Below are 16359 nucleotides of genomic sequence, written 5' to 3'. Positions count from 1 at the left end.
ATTTAAATATCATTTTGCATTCTTCTTTTTTTCTTCGTTATCAAAATACTGAATGTACGTTATGATCTCTTTGGTTATTCTGAATTTGTCTTCAAAGATATCTGGTCTATAAATAATAGGAGTACCGTTTTCTATCTTCGTTATTTTGGGATCAAAAAAGGCATATGTATAAAACGAACTCAATAATATTTTATCTGTATCTATTACTTTTTTATATAGCAAAAGGTATTGCAATACTTCTTTTTTATGTTTTGGATATAGCGCTATCATTTGCCAAAACGCTTTTTGTAACTCCATATTGGTCAAACTCTCTTGTACATCCACAAAAGCATATTGTTCTTTATACACCTTTTTTCTATACTCTATATCTTTAATTAATCGTCTTGCTTCTTCGCTAAAAATTAAGGTATCCTGTTTAGTTTCTATTCCAGGTTTTAAGGTTTCATCTATCCATTTTTGATATGCCATTTCTCCATCCTGTAAAGCTTTCCATTGTTTCTGAGTTAATGTTATCTCTTCTTCAGTATTATATTGCTGCCCGAAAAAATATACGGGCAGCATTATTAATACCAATAGAACTATATGTCTATTAGTCTTCATACGTAGTATCGTTTGTATTAAGGTGTAATTGATCTTTAATAAATTCAACACTAGCTTCTAGCGAATTAATCTTTTGCTCATTAGCTTGTTGACGTGCTTGCATTTTCTTAATTACATGCATCCAATCTCCATTATGAACTCCTATTACAGTATTCACCATTTTCATTCCAGCTACCGGATGATTGTCCCATGAACGTCCTACGGCATATTTAAAATCTTCTACAGTCATATCTTCTGGTCGTATAGGTTTACCATATCCTTTAACTTGTGTATCTGCTACTATATAATCTCCAGACTGTACTACGCCTAGTACTTTTACAGGGATTTGCCCCATAAAGGCTACATTATGTCCTAAATGTATTCTTTCTTGAGAAGGCATATTACCCAAAACTATTGGTTTATGAGATACTGCCATTATTTGCTCTGCTCCTTCAAGGTTTTTAGTGATCTTCCCTCCTTTAACAGCTACAATATCTCCTGCTGTAATATATTCGTTACTATCTTCTCGTTCTAACCATTCTGCATAATCTCCGTTTCCAGAGGTATATTCTACTCCCATACGGTTATAATCATAAATCAATTGATTTACCACTGCAAAACCATTAGTAATACCATCTAATAAATCAACTCCTACAAATGAAGCTGCAACATTTGTTATGTATACATCATCAAGAATAGATCTGTTTCTCCAATTTGTCATAGACTCTGCACGAATAGATCCTACTCTTCTTCCGTCTTTATCTTGAAACTCGACAAATTTATTCTCATTATTTAATGAATTATTGACATTTGCTAATGTTTTTAAATTAGGAATATCAAACTCTGAGTTTTCGTTTAAAGGAATGTTTGGGAGTTTAATAGATTTTATAGCCTTACCAGGCACATTGAAGCTTGGCATTTTAATAGTTTGCCCTGGAAAAGTAGTGAATCTAGTTCCACTTATATTTATTCTATGTTTTAAGACTTTTACATCGGGAATTTTAAAATTAAAATTAGGAATAGTAATCGGGGGCACCAACTCTCCATTTTTAAGTCCTTTATTAATTTCTTTTACAACAAGATTGGTTACATGAGCCGTTGCTTCAGCGATACCTTTGGCTGGCATCATATTAATCAAGTCTTTGGGCTTAACTTTTTTTCCGCTAAACCATCCTTGAACAGTACTAGTTGTTCCACCTAAAAGAATATTGGATAATTGCGGTAGTTTTCTAAAACTATTACCTGTCCATGCTCCATGAGTTCTTCCTAATTTGATTACAATTCCATCTCCTGCATTTCCATCTGTATTCTCAAAAGAAGCCACGAACCCTTTACTTGATTTTGATACATTTACATCTATAAGAGAGGATGTTGCCTTCTCCCAAGAGACATTTCCATTACCATCTGTTTTAAGTACATCTCCTGCATTTCCATCATTTATAGGAAATGTATAATGATCTCCTATTTTTAAGCTCCCGTTAATCTGAACTAAATCATTATCAAACTCTCCATAAATCAGAGGACTACTACTATTCGAATTTTCTATATACAGTTTATTATTCATTTCTCCTGCATACTCAGCTACTCTTGTTCCTATCAAAATATTACTACTTCCTTCTACTAAGTATCCTGCATGATATCCTAGAAGTACATTTTCGTTTCCAAGATTTTGTCTACCAGCACCAACTCCTGCTGCGGTATTTCTAATTCCATTTTCATTCAAACTCAATGCTTCATACCCTAAGGCAACATTTAACCTTCCTCCTTTTATATCTTTCAAAGCTCGCCATCCAACAGCTGTATTTGCGCTACCTGTAGGATTCATCATCGATTGGTATCCTACTGCTGTATTATTTCTTGCTCCATTATTAATAATTAAAGCTTGCTCTCCTATACCTACAGATTCTCCATTATTCAAAAATTCTAAAGTATTTTTATTTAGTCTAAAACGTTCTTCTCCTTCTGTATGAATCTTTATCATATCATCATCTGCATCATTTTTTATAACAATCTTAGTATCTCCATCAATATCTTCAAGTACATTTTCTTCTATTGCTGAACTCTTAAAAGTTGTATCACTTCCTGATTTTTTTGCATATAAAGCATATGGTACACTTAGTAACTCCGAGCTTCCTATAATTTTATACGCTTCTCCTCCTTGAGTATCTATAGCTATTTGTAACCATGAAGCACCTGCTCCCCAATTTACTTTAGAAAAAACCTCTTGAGTATTTCCTTTTCCTATTTGTAATACAAATAATCCTTGGGTATCTGTTATAACCTGATGTGTTTCTGTATACACAGTTACTCGTTTTTCGTTCCCTTGCTGTAACTGAATTTGAACTCCAATTTTTTGATTCTTTATCGCATTTCCTTGAGCATCTTTCGCGATAGCTTGATAATTAAATGCATCTGGAATATTTTGTGCTTGTAGTATTCCTAGAGAAAGAATACAAACTAGTAATAATATAATGTTTTTCATGATTCTGTTTTGTTAGTTTTTTATGATTTTGTGTATAGTTGATTTGCCTTCTTCATTTTGCAAGTGTATTATATACACGCCTTTGGGGTATGGACTAAAATCAATATCGTTAACGCCTTTATCTGTTAAGTTTCCTTGGTCTTTTTGTTGTCCATAAACATCATAGATCATATATAAAAGATCTTGTCTCTTTGTTTGGATTTGAAGAGAAGTTACTACAGGGTTAGGCCAGATATCAACCGTAAATTCTTTTTCTATCTTATGAGATAAATCATATACTTTTAATTGAGGCCTTGATAGAAATCCTTGCGAAATCACTTCCAATTCTTCTTGTATTGGATGTACTGCTAACTCTCCTATAACATATTGAAGTTGCATTTCACTATTCGCGATATTACCTCCAGTAGTGATAACTTGACGTTCTATATGTTGCGCATAACAACACGTACCAGCCATCAATGTAATTATTGATAGTATCTTCATGACATCTTAGTTTTATGGGTTAGTTTTTGGTATTTCTCATACCATTTTAGGTAAAGAAACTAGACTTTCTTCCACAAAACTGGTAGTTATCAAAAAGCTTTTTTCTATCTAAACATTAACAATAATTCCGGTCTCATTGCCTTTTTTATAGAAAAGAAATACTTTAAGTTAAGCATTAAAATTTGTGATATGTAAGCCCTAGATCTTTTTATTTTATGTGATCTGATCTATCACAAAAGAAAGAATTTAAAGGCAAAACAACATAGAATTAAAGGTAGCAAAGTGGTTGCTCAAAAAATAAAAAACTAATAAACAACAGCTTACAATTCTTTTATAAATTGATCTAAATCTTGTGCCTTGGTCAATTTCAGTTTTTTACGTATTCTATATCGTGTAGATTTAACAGCACTTATTGTTGTGCTCTTTAATGAAATAATATCTTGTGTTGACATTCCTAGCTTGATCAAGCATACTAGCTCTTTTTCTCTCACTGATAGTTGAGGATATTTTGTTTCTATTTTTAATTTAAAAGCAGTATCAATAGTATCTATATTTTCTTGTAATACTACCTTGCTTTCTTTTTCAAGAATAGTTTGTTTTAATTCTAATTTTAATGTCTGTAAAAATTGCATTTTTTCGACTTTATCTTCAATCGTAGAAAATTGCTTTAGTCTATCTAAAATCTGCTTTTGATTTTTTTGTCGAATTGCATTGTCCAATATCACTTCTTTTAAATCATTTGTCTTGTGTTGCAATTCGCGATCTAAATGTTCTTTTTCAAATTGAATTAATTGTTTTTCTAGTTGCAGTTGGTTTGCTTTCGATTTTTTGTGTTTTCCATATAATACTAACACTCCAATAACCAATAATAATCCTATGCTTGATATAATATATAATACAATTCGCTTTTGCGCAGATTGTCGTAAGGCTATATTTAATTCTTTTTCAAGCAAATACTGTTCTTTTGTTTTTTGCTTTTCGGCTTCAAAATAGGACGCCAAAATATTTCTTGTACTCTTTTGTTCTCTTCTCAATAAAGTATCCAATACTACTTTATATTCTTCCGTAGTAAAGATTAAAGTATCATAGTGTCTCTTCTCTTTTAAAAGTTTCATCTTTTCTCTTAAAAACTTCTTTCCATCTAGAGAATACTTTCTAGCCTCTTGACCCGAATAATAGTTGTTTAAAATTTGATATTCTTTATCAGCCAACTTCAATTCACATACTCTTAACAACATTTCTAAAGCATACAATCTAGAATTACGCGATGCCGATATTGTTGACGAAGGATATAAACTATCTCTAATTTTGGAAGTATTTTGGTATAACTGATAAGCTTTCTTCCATTTTCCTTGCTCTTTATATACATGTGCTATATTCTCATCAATATTTACATCAAATAATAAATGTTCCCATCTTTTAACATTTAATACTTTTTTTGCTTTTTGATATTCTTGTAGCCCTAAAGCTATATTATCTCTATCTACATAATACATCCCTAGGTTGTTATATGCAGAAGAAAGCCATTGTTTATCTGCTATTTTTTTTCCTTCTTCTATAGCTTCTAAGTAGCTTTCTTTTAATTTTTCTTCTTCTTTTCTATCTCGATATAATCTCGATAATTCACCTAATGTTCTAAACTTTGTACCGCTACCTTGTTTACAAAGCATGCTAAAGAGGTTAACGGATTCTTGATATAACATAACGACCTCATCATGACTACCCGACTTCAGGAGTACATCTCCATATTGTTTGATTATATATGCTCCTATTAATGTATGTTTTAATGAATCTTCTAGCGCATCATATGCTTTTCTGTAATAATTACTCGCCTCTCCATAATCTTTCATTTGAAAATAGGCTCTCCCGATCAACTGGTTTGCTACCACAATAACTTTTTTATCATTTTTTAAAAGTGCCTCATCTTTAATCTTCTGCGCAAGAGTTAAGGACTTTTTAGGGTGATCAAAAACGATCTCAAATCCTTTTCCTAATTGATTAAGTTTAGTTGACTTCTCAAGACTTAATGCTACAGGAAATGATTCGCATGGTGTTTCTTTTTGCCCCCAAACTGTATTTTTTCCTATCATAAGAAAAAGAATACTATATAATGCTTGCCGTATAATAGCTTTTTTCAAGATTTTCTTAATTTTGAGTATCAATACCAATTAATTATATCAATGCTTATTCTTCACTTAGACCATAACCATCCTTTATTAATCCAGCAATTAAATGATTTAGGCTTTTCAAACCACGAAGATTATATTTCTTCCAAAGAGGAAATAGAATCTAAGATTAATCAGTATGATGGTATTGTCATTCGCAGCCGCTTTAAAATAGACAAAACTTTTATTGATAAGGCTGCTAACCTTAAATTTATTGCTCGAGTGGGTGCTGGTTTAGAAAGTATCGATATTTCTTATGCTCAACAAAAAGGTATTGCTCTTTTTGCAGCACCAGAAGGGAATAGAAATGCGGTAGGAGAACATGCTTTGGGTATGCTTTTATCATTATTTAATAAGCTTTCTATTGCTGATGCTCAAGTTAAAAATGGACAATGGCTACGTGAAGCAAATAGAGGTATTGAACTTGACGGAAAAACAGTTGGTATTATTGGCTATGGTAATATGGGACGTGCTTTTGCTCGAAAACTACGTGGTTTTAATGTAGAAGTTATCTGTTATGATATTAAGAACGATGTAGAAAATAGTGATGCTACTCAAGTTAAACTTGATGAGCTTTTTGAAAAAACTGATGTCTTAAGTTTACATACACCATGGACTCCACTTACCGATAAAATGATCAATCGTGATTTTATCAATCGTTTCCAGAAACCTTTTTGGTTGATTAATACCGCTCGTGGAAAAAGTGTAGTTACTCAAGATCTTGTCGACGCTATAACACAAGGTAAAATACTAGGTGCTGGACTTGATGTTCTTGAATATGAAAAGTTATCCTTCGAAAGTTTATTTGCAGATCCTAAAGCTATGCCAGAAGCTTTTAAGAAACTACTCTCTTTAGACAATGTTATTCTAAGCCCTCATGTTGCTGGATGGACAGTAGAATCTAAAGAAAAATTAGCTCAGACTATAGTTGATAAAATCAAATCAAAATTTTGCTAAAACCAATTTTCTATAAGCTTCTCGAGTCTTACATTATTTCTGAAAAAGAAATCAAACGATTGTGGATGCAAATTGAAAAACAGCATACGCATCACGAGCGTTTTTATCATAATTTCTCTCATTTAGAGCACTTGTATACGCAATTATTAGCCGTCAAAGATCATATTAACAATTGGGATATTGTTCTTTTTGCCTTATTCTATCATGACTATTATTATAATATTCATAGAAAAGATAATGAAAAACGTAGTGCTACAAAAGCTTTTGAAATACTAACTCAAATTAAACTTCCTGTAGATCAAATAGAAATTTGTCATCAAATGATTTTGTCCACGCTCGGACATCAAACAAGTACTCTGTCAGATATCAATTATTTTACCGATGCTGATTTGTCTATTTTGGGTAGTGATTGGGTGTCCTATCAAATCTATTTTAAGAATGTACGTCTAGAATATAGTTTCTATCCTGACTTTATGTATAAGAAAGGGCGTTCAAAAATGCTAAAGCATTTTCTAGATATGCCTAGCATCTTTAAAACAGCTTATTTCTATCAACAATTTGAACAACAAGCTAAATCCAATATTTCTAGAGAACTTGATTTGTCACAATAAGTATCTCCTTTTGTATAAACACAGTATAGTGTGCAGATCGATTCTTTCCAAAAAATAATCTTATCTTTAAAAGAGGGAATTGAATATCGTTTTATACGATATAGTTTAAACAAAAAAGTACTATGACTTCAGATGCAAAAACACCAGATGAATATATATCTAATTTACCTGATGATCGTAAAGAGCCTATGCAAGCTTTACGTAAGGTTATTCTAGAAAATTTACCTCAAGGGTTTCAAGAAACCATGAGTTACGGAATGATAGGTTATGTCATTCCTCATAGTCTATATCCTGATGGATACCATTGTGATCCAAAATTACCGTTACCATTTATGAATATTGCTTCTCAAAAAAATTATATCGCCATATATCATTCTGGTATCTATGCTCAAAAAGAATTATTAGATTGGTTTGTTGGAGAATATCCTAAACATGTTAAGACCAAATTGGATATGGGAAAAAGTTGTATTCGGTTTAAAAAAGTGAATCAATTACCCTTAGATTTAATTGGGGAATTAAGTTCCAAAATGACTCCGAAGGATTGGATAAGTATTTATGAACAAAATGTAAAAAACAGATAATTATGAAGCGTGTTACGGGTATAGGTGGTATTTTTTTTAAAAGTACCGATCCTAAAAAAACAAAAGATTGGTATAAAAATCATTTAGGTCTTAACACCGATGAGTATGGATGTACTTTTTGGTGGAAAGATGAAGAGGATAATAAATGTTCTACTCAATGGAGTCCTTTTGCTAAAGACACTTCGTATTTTGAACCTAGTAAAAAAGAGTTCATGATGAATTTTAGGGTTGATGATCTCGTTACACTAATGGAAACTCTAAAAGAAGAAGGCGTTACTGTAATCGATAAAATTGAAGAATATGACTACGGTAAATTTGGTTGGATTATAGACCCAGAAGGTAATAAAATTGAATTATGGGAACCTGTTGACGCTCCATTTTTATAAAAAAAGAGTAACCAATGGTTACTCTTTTTTAGTTTATTTCTTATGAAATCAACGGATTTGTATGTTGTTCTTCCACTTTAGGATCTGGTCCATATTGATTGTCGCCATAATCTCCTTCGGTTGCCATTAATACCAAAAGCCATATTGGACCTATTAACGGTATTAACGTTATCAAATACATCCATCCGCTATTACCAGTATCGTGCAATCTACGAACAGCTACTGCTAATGTAGGTAATATCATTGCTAATGCATAGATCACATATACTATCCAAAAAATTATTGATAAAAAAGGTAAATCAATAGATGCCGCTATTGCCGTAAATATCCCTGCAACAATCGCTATACCTATAGTGATTAATGCATTAAACAGCACAAACATCCAATATTCTTTTCTTCTTGCTCTACCTTCAAAGTTTGCATAATTCTTTAGTACTTTTAAATACCATTCCATATTTCTATTCTTTTTGATTGGTTATATATCGTTCAAATATAAATTTATTTTACTTGTTGTTTGTCATAAACCAAAATTAAGTGGTAACATTTTTGCTATTTTTCTCCTAGAAAAACCTCCTGTAAACAATACTTCAGAAGCTGGAGTATAATTACCTAGCTTATCAATAAAAAAAGAAGGCGTTCCTTTTGCTAACCACATATCTGTTTGTTCATATCCTTGATAAAAAATACTCACCTTTTCCTTTACTTGTATACTTACTTCGGTCAATGCATTATGAGGAACTATTTTAAAAACAGTTTTGGGATCACTTTTAAAGCCTTTGTAAAAAATATCAAACTCTTGAGAAGTCAACTTTTCGCTTGCTAATGCTCTCATAAAGTTCAAAGACGATCCCTTATACACTTTTTCTCTATTTGTTATATGCTTCTTCTTTGTTTTTTTACGTTGCTCAGTAAACAAACTAGTTCCAGAATAATATACCCCATATATAGTTCTTAGCATTCCGCCTTTATTAAACTGTATTTTAAAATCCTGTAAATGGTATGTTATGGTATACCCTAAATAGGTATTTTCAATAATCAAAGGTTCTTGAGCACTTGCATACAATGCATCTTCTGAAGGAATATATTGTAGCTTTATTTTCTTTTTATTTTTGATTTTACAATAGCGTCTTATGTCTTGAGTTCCTATAAATTCTCTTAAAAAGTAGTTCATTTTCCTTTCTCTAGACCATGGGTCTTTTTCAAGAAAAACAGTATCTAATTCTTCAAGTGTTTCTTCTAGGTAGATTGTGATATCTTCTGTAGAGGTAACTTCAAGGTATTTATTTTTATATCCTAAAAAAGAAATCACCAAAGGAACATTAGCTATATAATCGATCTCAAAAACCCCATTTTGATCACTTACTGTTCCTCTTGTTGTCCCATCAAAATAGATTACAGCTCCTTCTATAGGTTCTTTGTTTTTTTGATCATAAACAATACCTTTTATAAATTCTTGACTATGCATATACGAAGAATAGAAACAGCATAGTAATAACAAACAGTATTTTATAATTCCTGTTTTACTAATTATCATTGAGTAAGAGTTTTTAATATAATACTTGTATTTAAATATATACAATTTATTAAGACATTACGTTATTACATAAAACAACTCTCATTACTTCTTAGTTTACTTTGGTTAAAACTAAACTATAAGGTACCTTATAAGGATAATGTAATTCTCCGTTATCTAATACATCTAATGCTACCTCTATATACCACTCTAGTGAGTCATTATTAGGGTTATATGTTAAGTGAACTATCCCATCATAATCAAACTCATCTGTTGGTTCACCATACAATAATTCTATCTTATTTAAATCTTCTACATAGATCGTAGATCCAAAAACATTATGATCTGGTGCACTTCCACTTGGCTGTAATCTTGGAGTGGTATCAAAAACAACTTCTCCATTCTTGATATACTTATAACGACTAGTTAATAAATCATCATAAAAATTCCCCATATCTTTTTTTATAATTTTGGTAAATGTAATCTCAAAAAATCCATTAGAACTTTGATATCGTCAGGTACCTAAAAACTTATCCATTACTCCATTAACATCTTTAAAATAATATTTTGTTTCATAATTTATATGTCCTTTTTGATTTTCAATAGGTATAATCTCTTGTGCCTGTATTGTATTACTTATTAGTAATACTACTATAATTAATAACTTTTTCATTTTTTATAATATGCAAACAGCCTGCTATAAAACAGGCTGTTTATTTGTTGCTCTTAGTTTACTTTGGTTAAAACTAAACTATAAGGTACCTTATAAGGATAATGTAATTCTCCGTTATCTAATACATCTAATGCCACCTCTATATACCACTCTAGTGTATCATTATTAGGGTTATATGTTAAGTGAACTACTCCATCATAATCAAACTCATCTGTTGGTTCACTGTATAATAATTTTATTTTATTTAAATCATCAGCATAAATCACAGCTCCAAAAACATTATGATCTGGTGCACTCCCACTAGGCTGTAATCTTGGAGTGGTATCAAAAATAACTTCTCCATTCTTGATATATTTATATCGACTAGTTAACCAATCTATAAAATAATTTTGCTGATCGTATTTTATTTTTTTAGTAAATGTAATCTCAAAAAATTCATTAGAATTTTGATTTCTCCAGGTACCTAAAAACTTATCTAGAACTCCATTAACGTCTTTATAATAATATTTTGTTTCAAAATTCACATTTCCTCTTTGATTTTCTAACACAATAATTTCCTGCGCTTGTATCGTATTATCAATTAATAGTAGTAATACTATAAATATTATTTTTTTCATTTTTTATAATTTTCTCCAGTTAGTGATTGATCCATTCGTTTCTATAGCTAGATATACCGCTATTCCTAAGCCTGTTTGTGATAAACCCTCCAGTTTAACCGTATTTATAAAATCTATAAATTGCGTTAAAAAACATTGATTTTCTCCAAGGTTACATTTTTCAATTATAAATCTTTCATATTTCTCTTTTAATTCTTTTTCTCCTTCTCTAGTATTTAATATTCTATTTATTTCCCACAATTGTCCTATGTCACTTATTCTTAACGCATACACTCCAGAATTAAGTTGTAGAGATGGTCTAGGTCCTGATCCTAATATTTCTGTAGGTTCAGCAACTAGAATATCTGTAATATTACCATTATTGATATCATCTGGTTTTCTTAATTGTCGATATATAAAAAGTTGCGTAAAACTTTTTATATCACCAATGGAAAAAATAGGTATACTTGTTTTAGTTATCGTACTCCCATCGCTTAGTTTCTCTTTAAATTCTTCTGGATGAAAATGCATAGACACCAGTGATTTAGAACTATACTCTATAGTTACATTTTTTGGTTTCCTTACCGTTGCAGGAAACTCTCTTGCATTATAATTTCCTTGGTCATCTATCGTTACATCAAAAACAGCTCCATCTTCTAAAAACTCAGTACTTATTCTTGATTTAAAATTTGATATACGCTGCTGTAATCCTGTAACTCTTTGTATTTGTTCTTTTAGTTTTTCTATATGCTGTGCTTCTGTTAGTATTTGTTGTTGTACATTAACTCCTCCTGTTGGTATTGTGATTCCTGTATCATGAATAGATCCATTACCTCCTAATGTTGTACCTGTAGTAGCACCGCCTCCAGATCCAGAATCTCCTGCATCGTCTTCTGGATCCTCACCTTCTCCACATCCACGCGTCACTACATACACATACTCTCCACATGATCCTACTCCGTGTTCATTTTCACAATCTTCTCTAGTATCAAAATAGATTACCCCTACTCCTGTATTATAATGCCAGATACTTCTTCTACAATCTCCAGACGATCTATTTTTACTCAAGAGATCTTGTAGTATATCTGATTCAATGTCTATAGGAGATGACGTTACCTTTCCGTCTAAGTCAATATTTTCTCCTGCATTAAATAACACACGTTCTTCAGGGGTAAAATGATATGTTACTATATCACTAATATAAGTACCCTCTTCAAAAAATGTAACAACTAAATTTTTTAGTATAGGATCACCTTCTTCTCCTTCTAACTCAAACGTATAAGAATATTTATCTTTTATTTCTAAATAGGTAATTGTTTCGGTTAAAAGAATCAATTCTTCTTGTTTTTGAGATTCTTTTTTCTCTTTTGACCGATCAATGTGCTTTGATAATAATGTTGTCACTTTTTTATCCTTAGATAGATCAGAAAGTGTTAGTTGTTTGACTTTAAAACTAAATTCATTGGTAGTGGTTTCTATATTAATCTCATCATCTTGACATCCTATAAATCCCAAAAGACTTATAAGCATAATCATTTTTAAAAATTGTTTTTTGATCATAAATGTATTTCTTATTAAAATTAAGAATACTAATTTATGGCATTCACGTAATTACAACTTGTATTATTCTATTCAGAATCAATCTTATATTATCATACAAACAGTATTCCACAAAAAAAGGTGTTTAATTAAAACACCTTTTTTTCTAATTCTGCTTGAAACTCTTCCATAACGGGTTTCACTGTACTTTCTGGGAGATCGGCTATCCTTATATACATTAAGCCATCTACTGCATTATTAAATAGTGGATCTACATTAAATGCAACCACTTTTGCATTTTGTTTTATGTATTTTTTTATCAATACAGGAATTCTAAGACTTCCTGGTTCTATCTCGTCTATAATCTTATCAAACTTATTAAGGTCACTTCTACTCTCATCAAAGACAAAGTCTTTATCGGCATCTTTAAGCTTTACTTTAAATTCTTTTTTAGGTCTTACATATTGTGCAACATATGGATCGTAATAATGTGATTTCATAAACTCTATCATCAATGACTTAGAGAAATTACTAAACTTATTACTAATACTCACTCCTCCTATTAAATATTTATGTTCTGGAAAGCGTAAAGTACAATGTACAATCCCTTTCCATAATAAGAACAATGGCATAGGACGTTGTTGATATTCTTTAATGATAAATGCGCGTCCCATTTCTATAGACTCGCTCATCATTTTATAAAGTTCTGGTTCAAACCTGAACAAGTCTTGTAGATAGAATCCATCGATACCATAAGATTTATATATCTGTGATCCCATCCCCATACGATAAGCTCCTGCTAGACGATTTTCTTTATTATCCCATAAAAACATATGGTGATAATATTCATCAAAAGGATCTAAATCAAGAGATTGATTTGTTCCTTCCCCTATGGCTCTAAAAGTAATTTCGCGTAAGCGTCCTATCTCATGTAAAATATTAGGAATACATTCTTTCTTTGCCAAGAACACTTCATAATTCTTACTTGATAATAAACGTTTATCGTTCTCTCTACAATATTTTAATTCGGCTTCAATTGCAGCAATATTTCCTTCTCCTGCAATAGCTTTAGGAGATTTAGGAATTTTAAGATTTTGAGGAATGCTCTCTAATAAAGGTTTCTTCTCATAAGGATTTGCCAACATATACGTCTTCTTACGTAAAAAGTTAGTCAACTCTTCTAAGCTTGCATGTTCTTCTTGATCTTTGACCGATACAGGGTTTCCTATTCGTACTTTTATAACACGATTCTCTTGAGTAAAAAGTTCGCTAGGTAATTTCGCTGTTCTCAACGTATCACTTATAGCAGATAATCTATAAAACAACCTACTGTTACGCGCATGAAAATAAACTGGAATCACAGGAACTTTTGCTTTTTGAACCAGTTTCATAATCGCAGGTTCCCACGGTTTATCAACAATGTCTTTACCTTCTTTATATGTAGAAACTTCACCTGCAGGAAATATTCCCAATGGTTTTCCGTTTTTTAAATGAAGGATAGCTTCTTTTATTCCTTGTAAACTAGATTTTGATTCTTTATGATTCTCAAAAGGGTTTACAGGCATAATAAATGGCTTAAGCGGCTTAAAACCATGCAATAAGAAATTTGCTATAATTTTATAGTCAGCTCTATGCTCTAACATCAATTTAAGCAACAATACCCCATCTAATCCTCCTAGAGGGTGATTAGACAACGTTATAAAAGGACCATTTTTAGGAAGTCTTTTTAAATCTTCTTCTGGAATTTCAAAGGTTACACCGTATAATTCCAGCACTTTTTCCACAAATTCTATTCCTTCATAATGAGCAATAGAATTGTAGTGACGATTAATTTTGGATATTCTTGTAACCTTAAGAATTATCCATCCAATACCTGTACCTAAAAATCCAAATCTATCCAGTTTTAGCCCTTTGGCTATATCTTTTGCGGTAACTATCGCCATTCAATAATTTTTGTGCTAACTACAAATATAGTAATTTCGTGAAACAGCTTATACTATTTTGTAATCATTTGATACGTTTCTCCTGCTATTTGCTCTAGTAGAATCGTTTTTCCTGTTCTTATTTTGGCTACCTCTTCTTGTGTAAAATGTCGTATTGTATATAGTGTTACATCCTTTTCGCAATTGATTTTGAATCTTCCTTTTAATGCTGTTAATAAGTTTTCTAACGTATTGAATTTATTTTCTACACATACCGAGAAACTAATCGCTGAATTTTGAATTACATCGACTTTTATTTGATGTTCATGGAATAAACTAAATAGTTCACTTATATTTTCTTCAAGCATAAATGAGAAATCCAATGTTGATAAAGAAATTAATACTTGATGCTTCTTAACAATAAAACATGGAACATAAGGTTCTAGTGCTTGCCCTTTGGTCACCTTAGTTCCTTTTGCTTCTGGATTCACAAAAGACCTTACGTATAACGGAATTTCTTTTCGTTGTAATGGTTGTAAAGTTTTAGGGTGTATTACAGATGCTCCATAAAAGGCCAATTCAATTGCTTCTTCATAAGAAATCTGTTCTAGCAATTGTGTTTCTTTAAAAATTCTAGGATCTGCATTTAACACTCCAGGGACGTCTTTCCATATACTTACTTCATTTGCATTTAAACAATACGCAAAAATCCCAGCAGTATAATCACTTCCTTCCCTGCCTAATGTTGTCATAAAATTATGCTCATCTGCTCCTATAAACCCTTGAGTAATGGTTAAACCTTGCTGGTTAACCTGATTATTAATTGCTTGTTGTGTATATTCCCAATCTACCTTTGCGTCACGAAATACACTATTAGTTTTGATAACTTCTCCTGCTGCTAACCAATCATTCGTTATCCCTATTTCATTAAGGTAAATACTTACTATAGTTGTAGAAATCAACTCTCCATAACCTACGATCTGATCGTATACATAATCATAAATTGTTGATTTATTGACTTTCAATACTGTTTCTAGAGCATCAAAAAGCAAGGCTATTTTATTAAAAACCTCATGCTCTTTTGTTTCAAACAACTCAAAAACGATTTGATAATGAAACTCTTTTAGTTTATAAATCAACTCTGATAATTTTGGGGATTTTTTTAGATACGCATCCACAATTACTTCGAGCGCATTGGTTGTTTTTCCCATAGCCGATATAACAACTACAGTTTCTTTATATCCAACACGTTTTAATATATCACCTACATTTCTTACACCTTCTGCATCTTTTACAGATGCTCCTCCAAACTTATAAACCTTCATATAGAATTACACATTTTGATTAACAAAAGTAGCTAATCCTTTTTCACTCATTTGTACTAAGTACCAATCTTTAAGTAACGTAGCTCCACTTTTTTCATAAAAATCAATAGCATTAGTATTCCAATCTAGCACTACCCATTCTACTCGCTTTACCCCTTTATCTTTTGCATAATGCATCACACGAGTATATAATGCTTTACCTATTCCCTTTTTTCTCATAGAAGCCTTAACTATTAGATCTTCAAGATGTACTGTACGTCCTTTCCATGTAGAAAAACGATCATAGATAATTGCAGCTCCTATGATTTCTTCATTCATTTCTGCCACAAAACATTTAAATAAAGGCTGCGTTCCAAATCCTTCTTTGATTAAATCATCAACCGTAATATCAACTGCATCTGGTTCTTTTTCAAAATCGGCTAACTCCTGAATTAAATCCAATACTTGGGACATATCCTCTTGTACTGCATCTCTAATACTAAAGTCCATAAATAAAAAGTTTTTCAAATCTAAAAAATTAAGTCTACACTAAATCATACTGGTTTAA

16 protein-coding genes and 1 pseudogene are annotated in these 16359 nt (G+C 31.3%); 4 read left to right on the top strand and 13 right to left on the bottom strand.

Going from position 1 to position 16359, the window contains the following annotated elements; translation table 11 throughout:
* Positions 1-9 precede the first annotated feature (9 nt).
* The 4 genes from ACYEKI_RS07385 to ACYEKI_RS07370 form a co-directional block, all read right to left on the bottom strand.
* On the bottom strand, positions 10-600 hold the full coding sequence (locus ACYEKI_RS07385) for a hypothetical protein (protein WP_459210529.1): 591 nt from the start codon (positions 598-600) through the stop codon (positions 10-12).
* The gene (locus ACYEKI_RS07380) at positions 590-3061 is read right to left on the bottom strand and encodes a hypothetical protein (RefSeq protein WP_459210528.1); all 2472 of its coding nucleotides are present in this window, start codon (positions 3059-3061) and stop codon (positions 590-592) included. Before ACYEKI_RS07380 ends, ACYEKI_RS07385 begins: the two co-directional genes overlap by 11 nt.
* A gap of 12 nt (positions 3062-3073) precedes the next feature.
* A complete protein-coding gene (locus ACYEKI_RS07375) occupies positions 3074-3544 on the bottom strand; it encodes a T9SS type A sorting domain-containing protein (protein ID WP_459210527.1) in 471 nt (156 codons plus the stop codon).
* A gap of 320 nt (positions 3545-3864) precedes the next feature.
* Positions 3865-5682 carry a hypothetical protein gene (locus tag ACYEKI_RS07370; RefSeq protein WP_459210526.1) on the bottom strand — a complete coding sequence of 606 codons (1818 nt, stop codon included), beginning with the start codon at positions 5680-5682 and terminating at the stop codon, positions 3865-3867.
* Between the two features lie 42 nt (positions 5683-5724).
* Between ACYEKI_RS07370 and ACYEKI_RS07365 the strand changes: the two genes are divergently transcribed.
* From ACYEKI_RS07365 to ACYEKI_RS07350, 4 genes are all read left to right on the top strand, one after another.
* Positions 5725-6666 (top strand): 2-hydroxyacid dehydrogenase, encoded by a 942-nt coding sequence (locus ACYEKI_RS07365; protein WP_459210525.1) that lies wholly within the window; start codon positions 5725-5727, stop codon positions 6664-6666.
* A gap of 65 nt (positions 6667-6731) precedes the next feature.
* Positions 6732-7277, top strand: coding sequence for an HD domain-containing protein (locus ACYEKI_RS07360; RefSeq protein WP_459210524.1), 546 nt, complete (start codon positions 6732-6734; stop codon positions 7275-7277).
* Positions 7278-7399: 122 nt separating this feature from the next.
* Positions 7400-7858, top strand: coding sequence for a DUF1801 domain-containing protein (locus tag ACYEKI_RS07355; RefSeq protein WP_459210523.1), 459 nt, complete (start codon positions 7400-7402; stop codon positions 7856-7858).
* Entirely contained in the window at positions 7858-8244 is a 387-nt protein-coding gene (locus ACYEKI_RS07350; RefSeq protein ID WP_459210559.1) for a VOC family protein, read from the top strand. Before ACYEKI_RS07355 ends, ACYEKI_RS07350 begins: the two co-directional genes overlap by 1 nt.
* Before the next feature lie 40 nt (positions 8245-8284).
* Here ACYEKI_RS07350 and ACYEKI_RS07345 read toward each other — a convergent pair whose 3' ends face one another.
* From ACYEKI_RS07345 to ACYEKI_RS07305, 9 genes and pseudogenes are all read right to left on the bottom strand, one after another.
* On the bottom strand, positions 8285-8698 hold the full coding sequence (locus ACYEKI_RS07345; RefSeq protein ID WP_459210522.1) for a DUF805 domain-containing protein: 414 nt from the start codon (positions 8696-8698) through the stop codon (positions 8285-8287).
* 63 nt (positions 8699-8761) lie between these two features.
* Positions 8762-9778, bottom strand: a complete 1017-nt coding sequence (locus ACYEKI_RS07340; protein WP_459210521.1) for a carboxypeptidase-like regulatory domain-containing protein — start codon at positions 9776-9778, stop codon at positions 8762-8764.
* A gap of 91 nt (positions 9779-9869) precedes the next feature.
* Positions 9870-10256, bottom strand: a pseudogene (locus tag ACYEKI_RS07335) (DUF6705 family protein); the annotation flags it as partial.
* 15 nt (positions 10257-10271) lie between these two features.
* Positions 10272-10430 (bottom strand): hypothetical protein, encoded by a 159-nt coding sequence (locus ACYEKI_RS07330; protein WP_459210520.1) that lies wholly within the window; start codon positions 10428-10430, stop codon positions 10272-10274.
* A 53-nt stretch (positions 10431-10483) separates the two neighbouring features.
* The gene (locus ACYEKI_RS07325; RefSeq protein ID WP_459210519.1) at positions 10484-11047 is read right to left on the bottom strand and encodes a DUF6705 family protein; all 564 of its coding nucleotides are present in this window, start codon (positions 11045-11047) and stop codon (positions 10484-10486) included.
* Between the two features lie 3 nt (positions 11048-11050).
* Positions 11051-12586, bottom strand: a complete 1536-nt coding sequence (locus ACYEKI_RS07320) for a hypothetical protein (RefSeq protein WP_459210518.1) — start codon at positions 12584-12586, stop codon at positions 11051-11053.
* 128 nt (positions 12587-12714) lie between these two features.
* Entirely contained in the window at positions 12715-14508 is a 1794-nt protein-coding gene (locus ACYEKI_RS07315) for a GNAT family N-acyltransferase (protein WP_459210517.1), read from the bottom strand.
* A 53-nt stretch (positions 14509-14561) separates the two neighbouring features.
* Positions 14562-15812: an aspartate kinase gene (locus ACYEKI_RS07310; RefSeq protein ID WP_459210516.1), complete on the bottom strand. Its 1251-nt coding sequence runs from the start codon at positions 15810-15812 to the stop codon at positions 14562-14564.
* Between the two features lie 6 nt (positions 15813-15818).
* The gene (locus ACYEKI_RS07305) at positions 15819-16301 is read right to left on the bottom strand and encodes a GNAT family N-acetyltransferase (RefSeq protein WP_459210515.1); all 483 of its coding nucleotides are present in this window, start codon (positions 16299-16301) and stop codon (positions 15819-15821) included.
* Positions 16302-16359: the final 58 nt, after the last annotated feature.

The organism is Aquimarina rhabdastrellae, from assembly GCA_947387485.1.
Classification (GTDB): domain Bacteria; phylum Bacteroidota; class Bacteroidia; order Flavobacteriales; family Flavobacteriaceae; genus Aquimarina.
The sequence above is the reverse complement of the archived record's forward strand: the minus strand, read 5'-3'. Positions and strand labels throughout refer to the sequence as shown.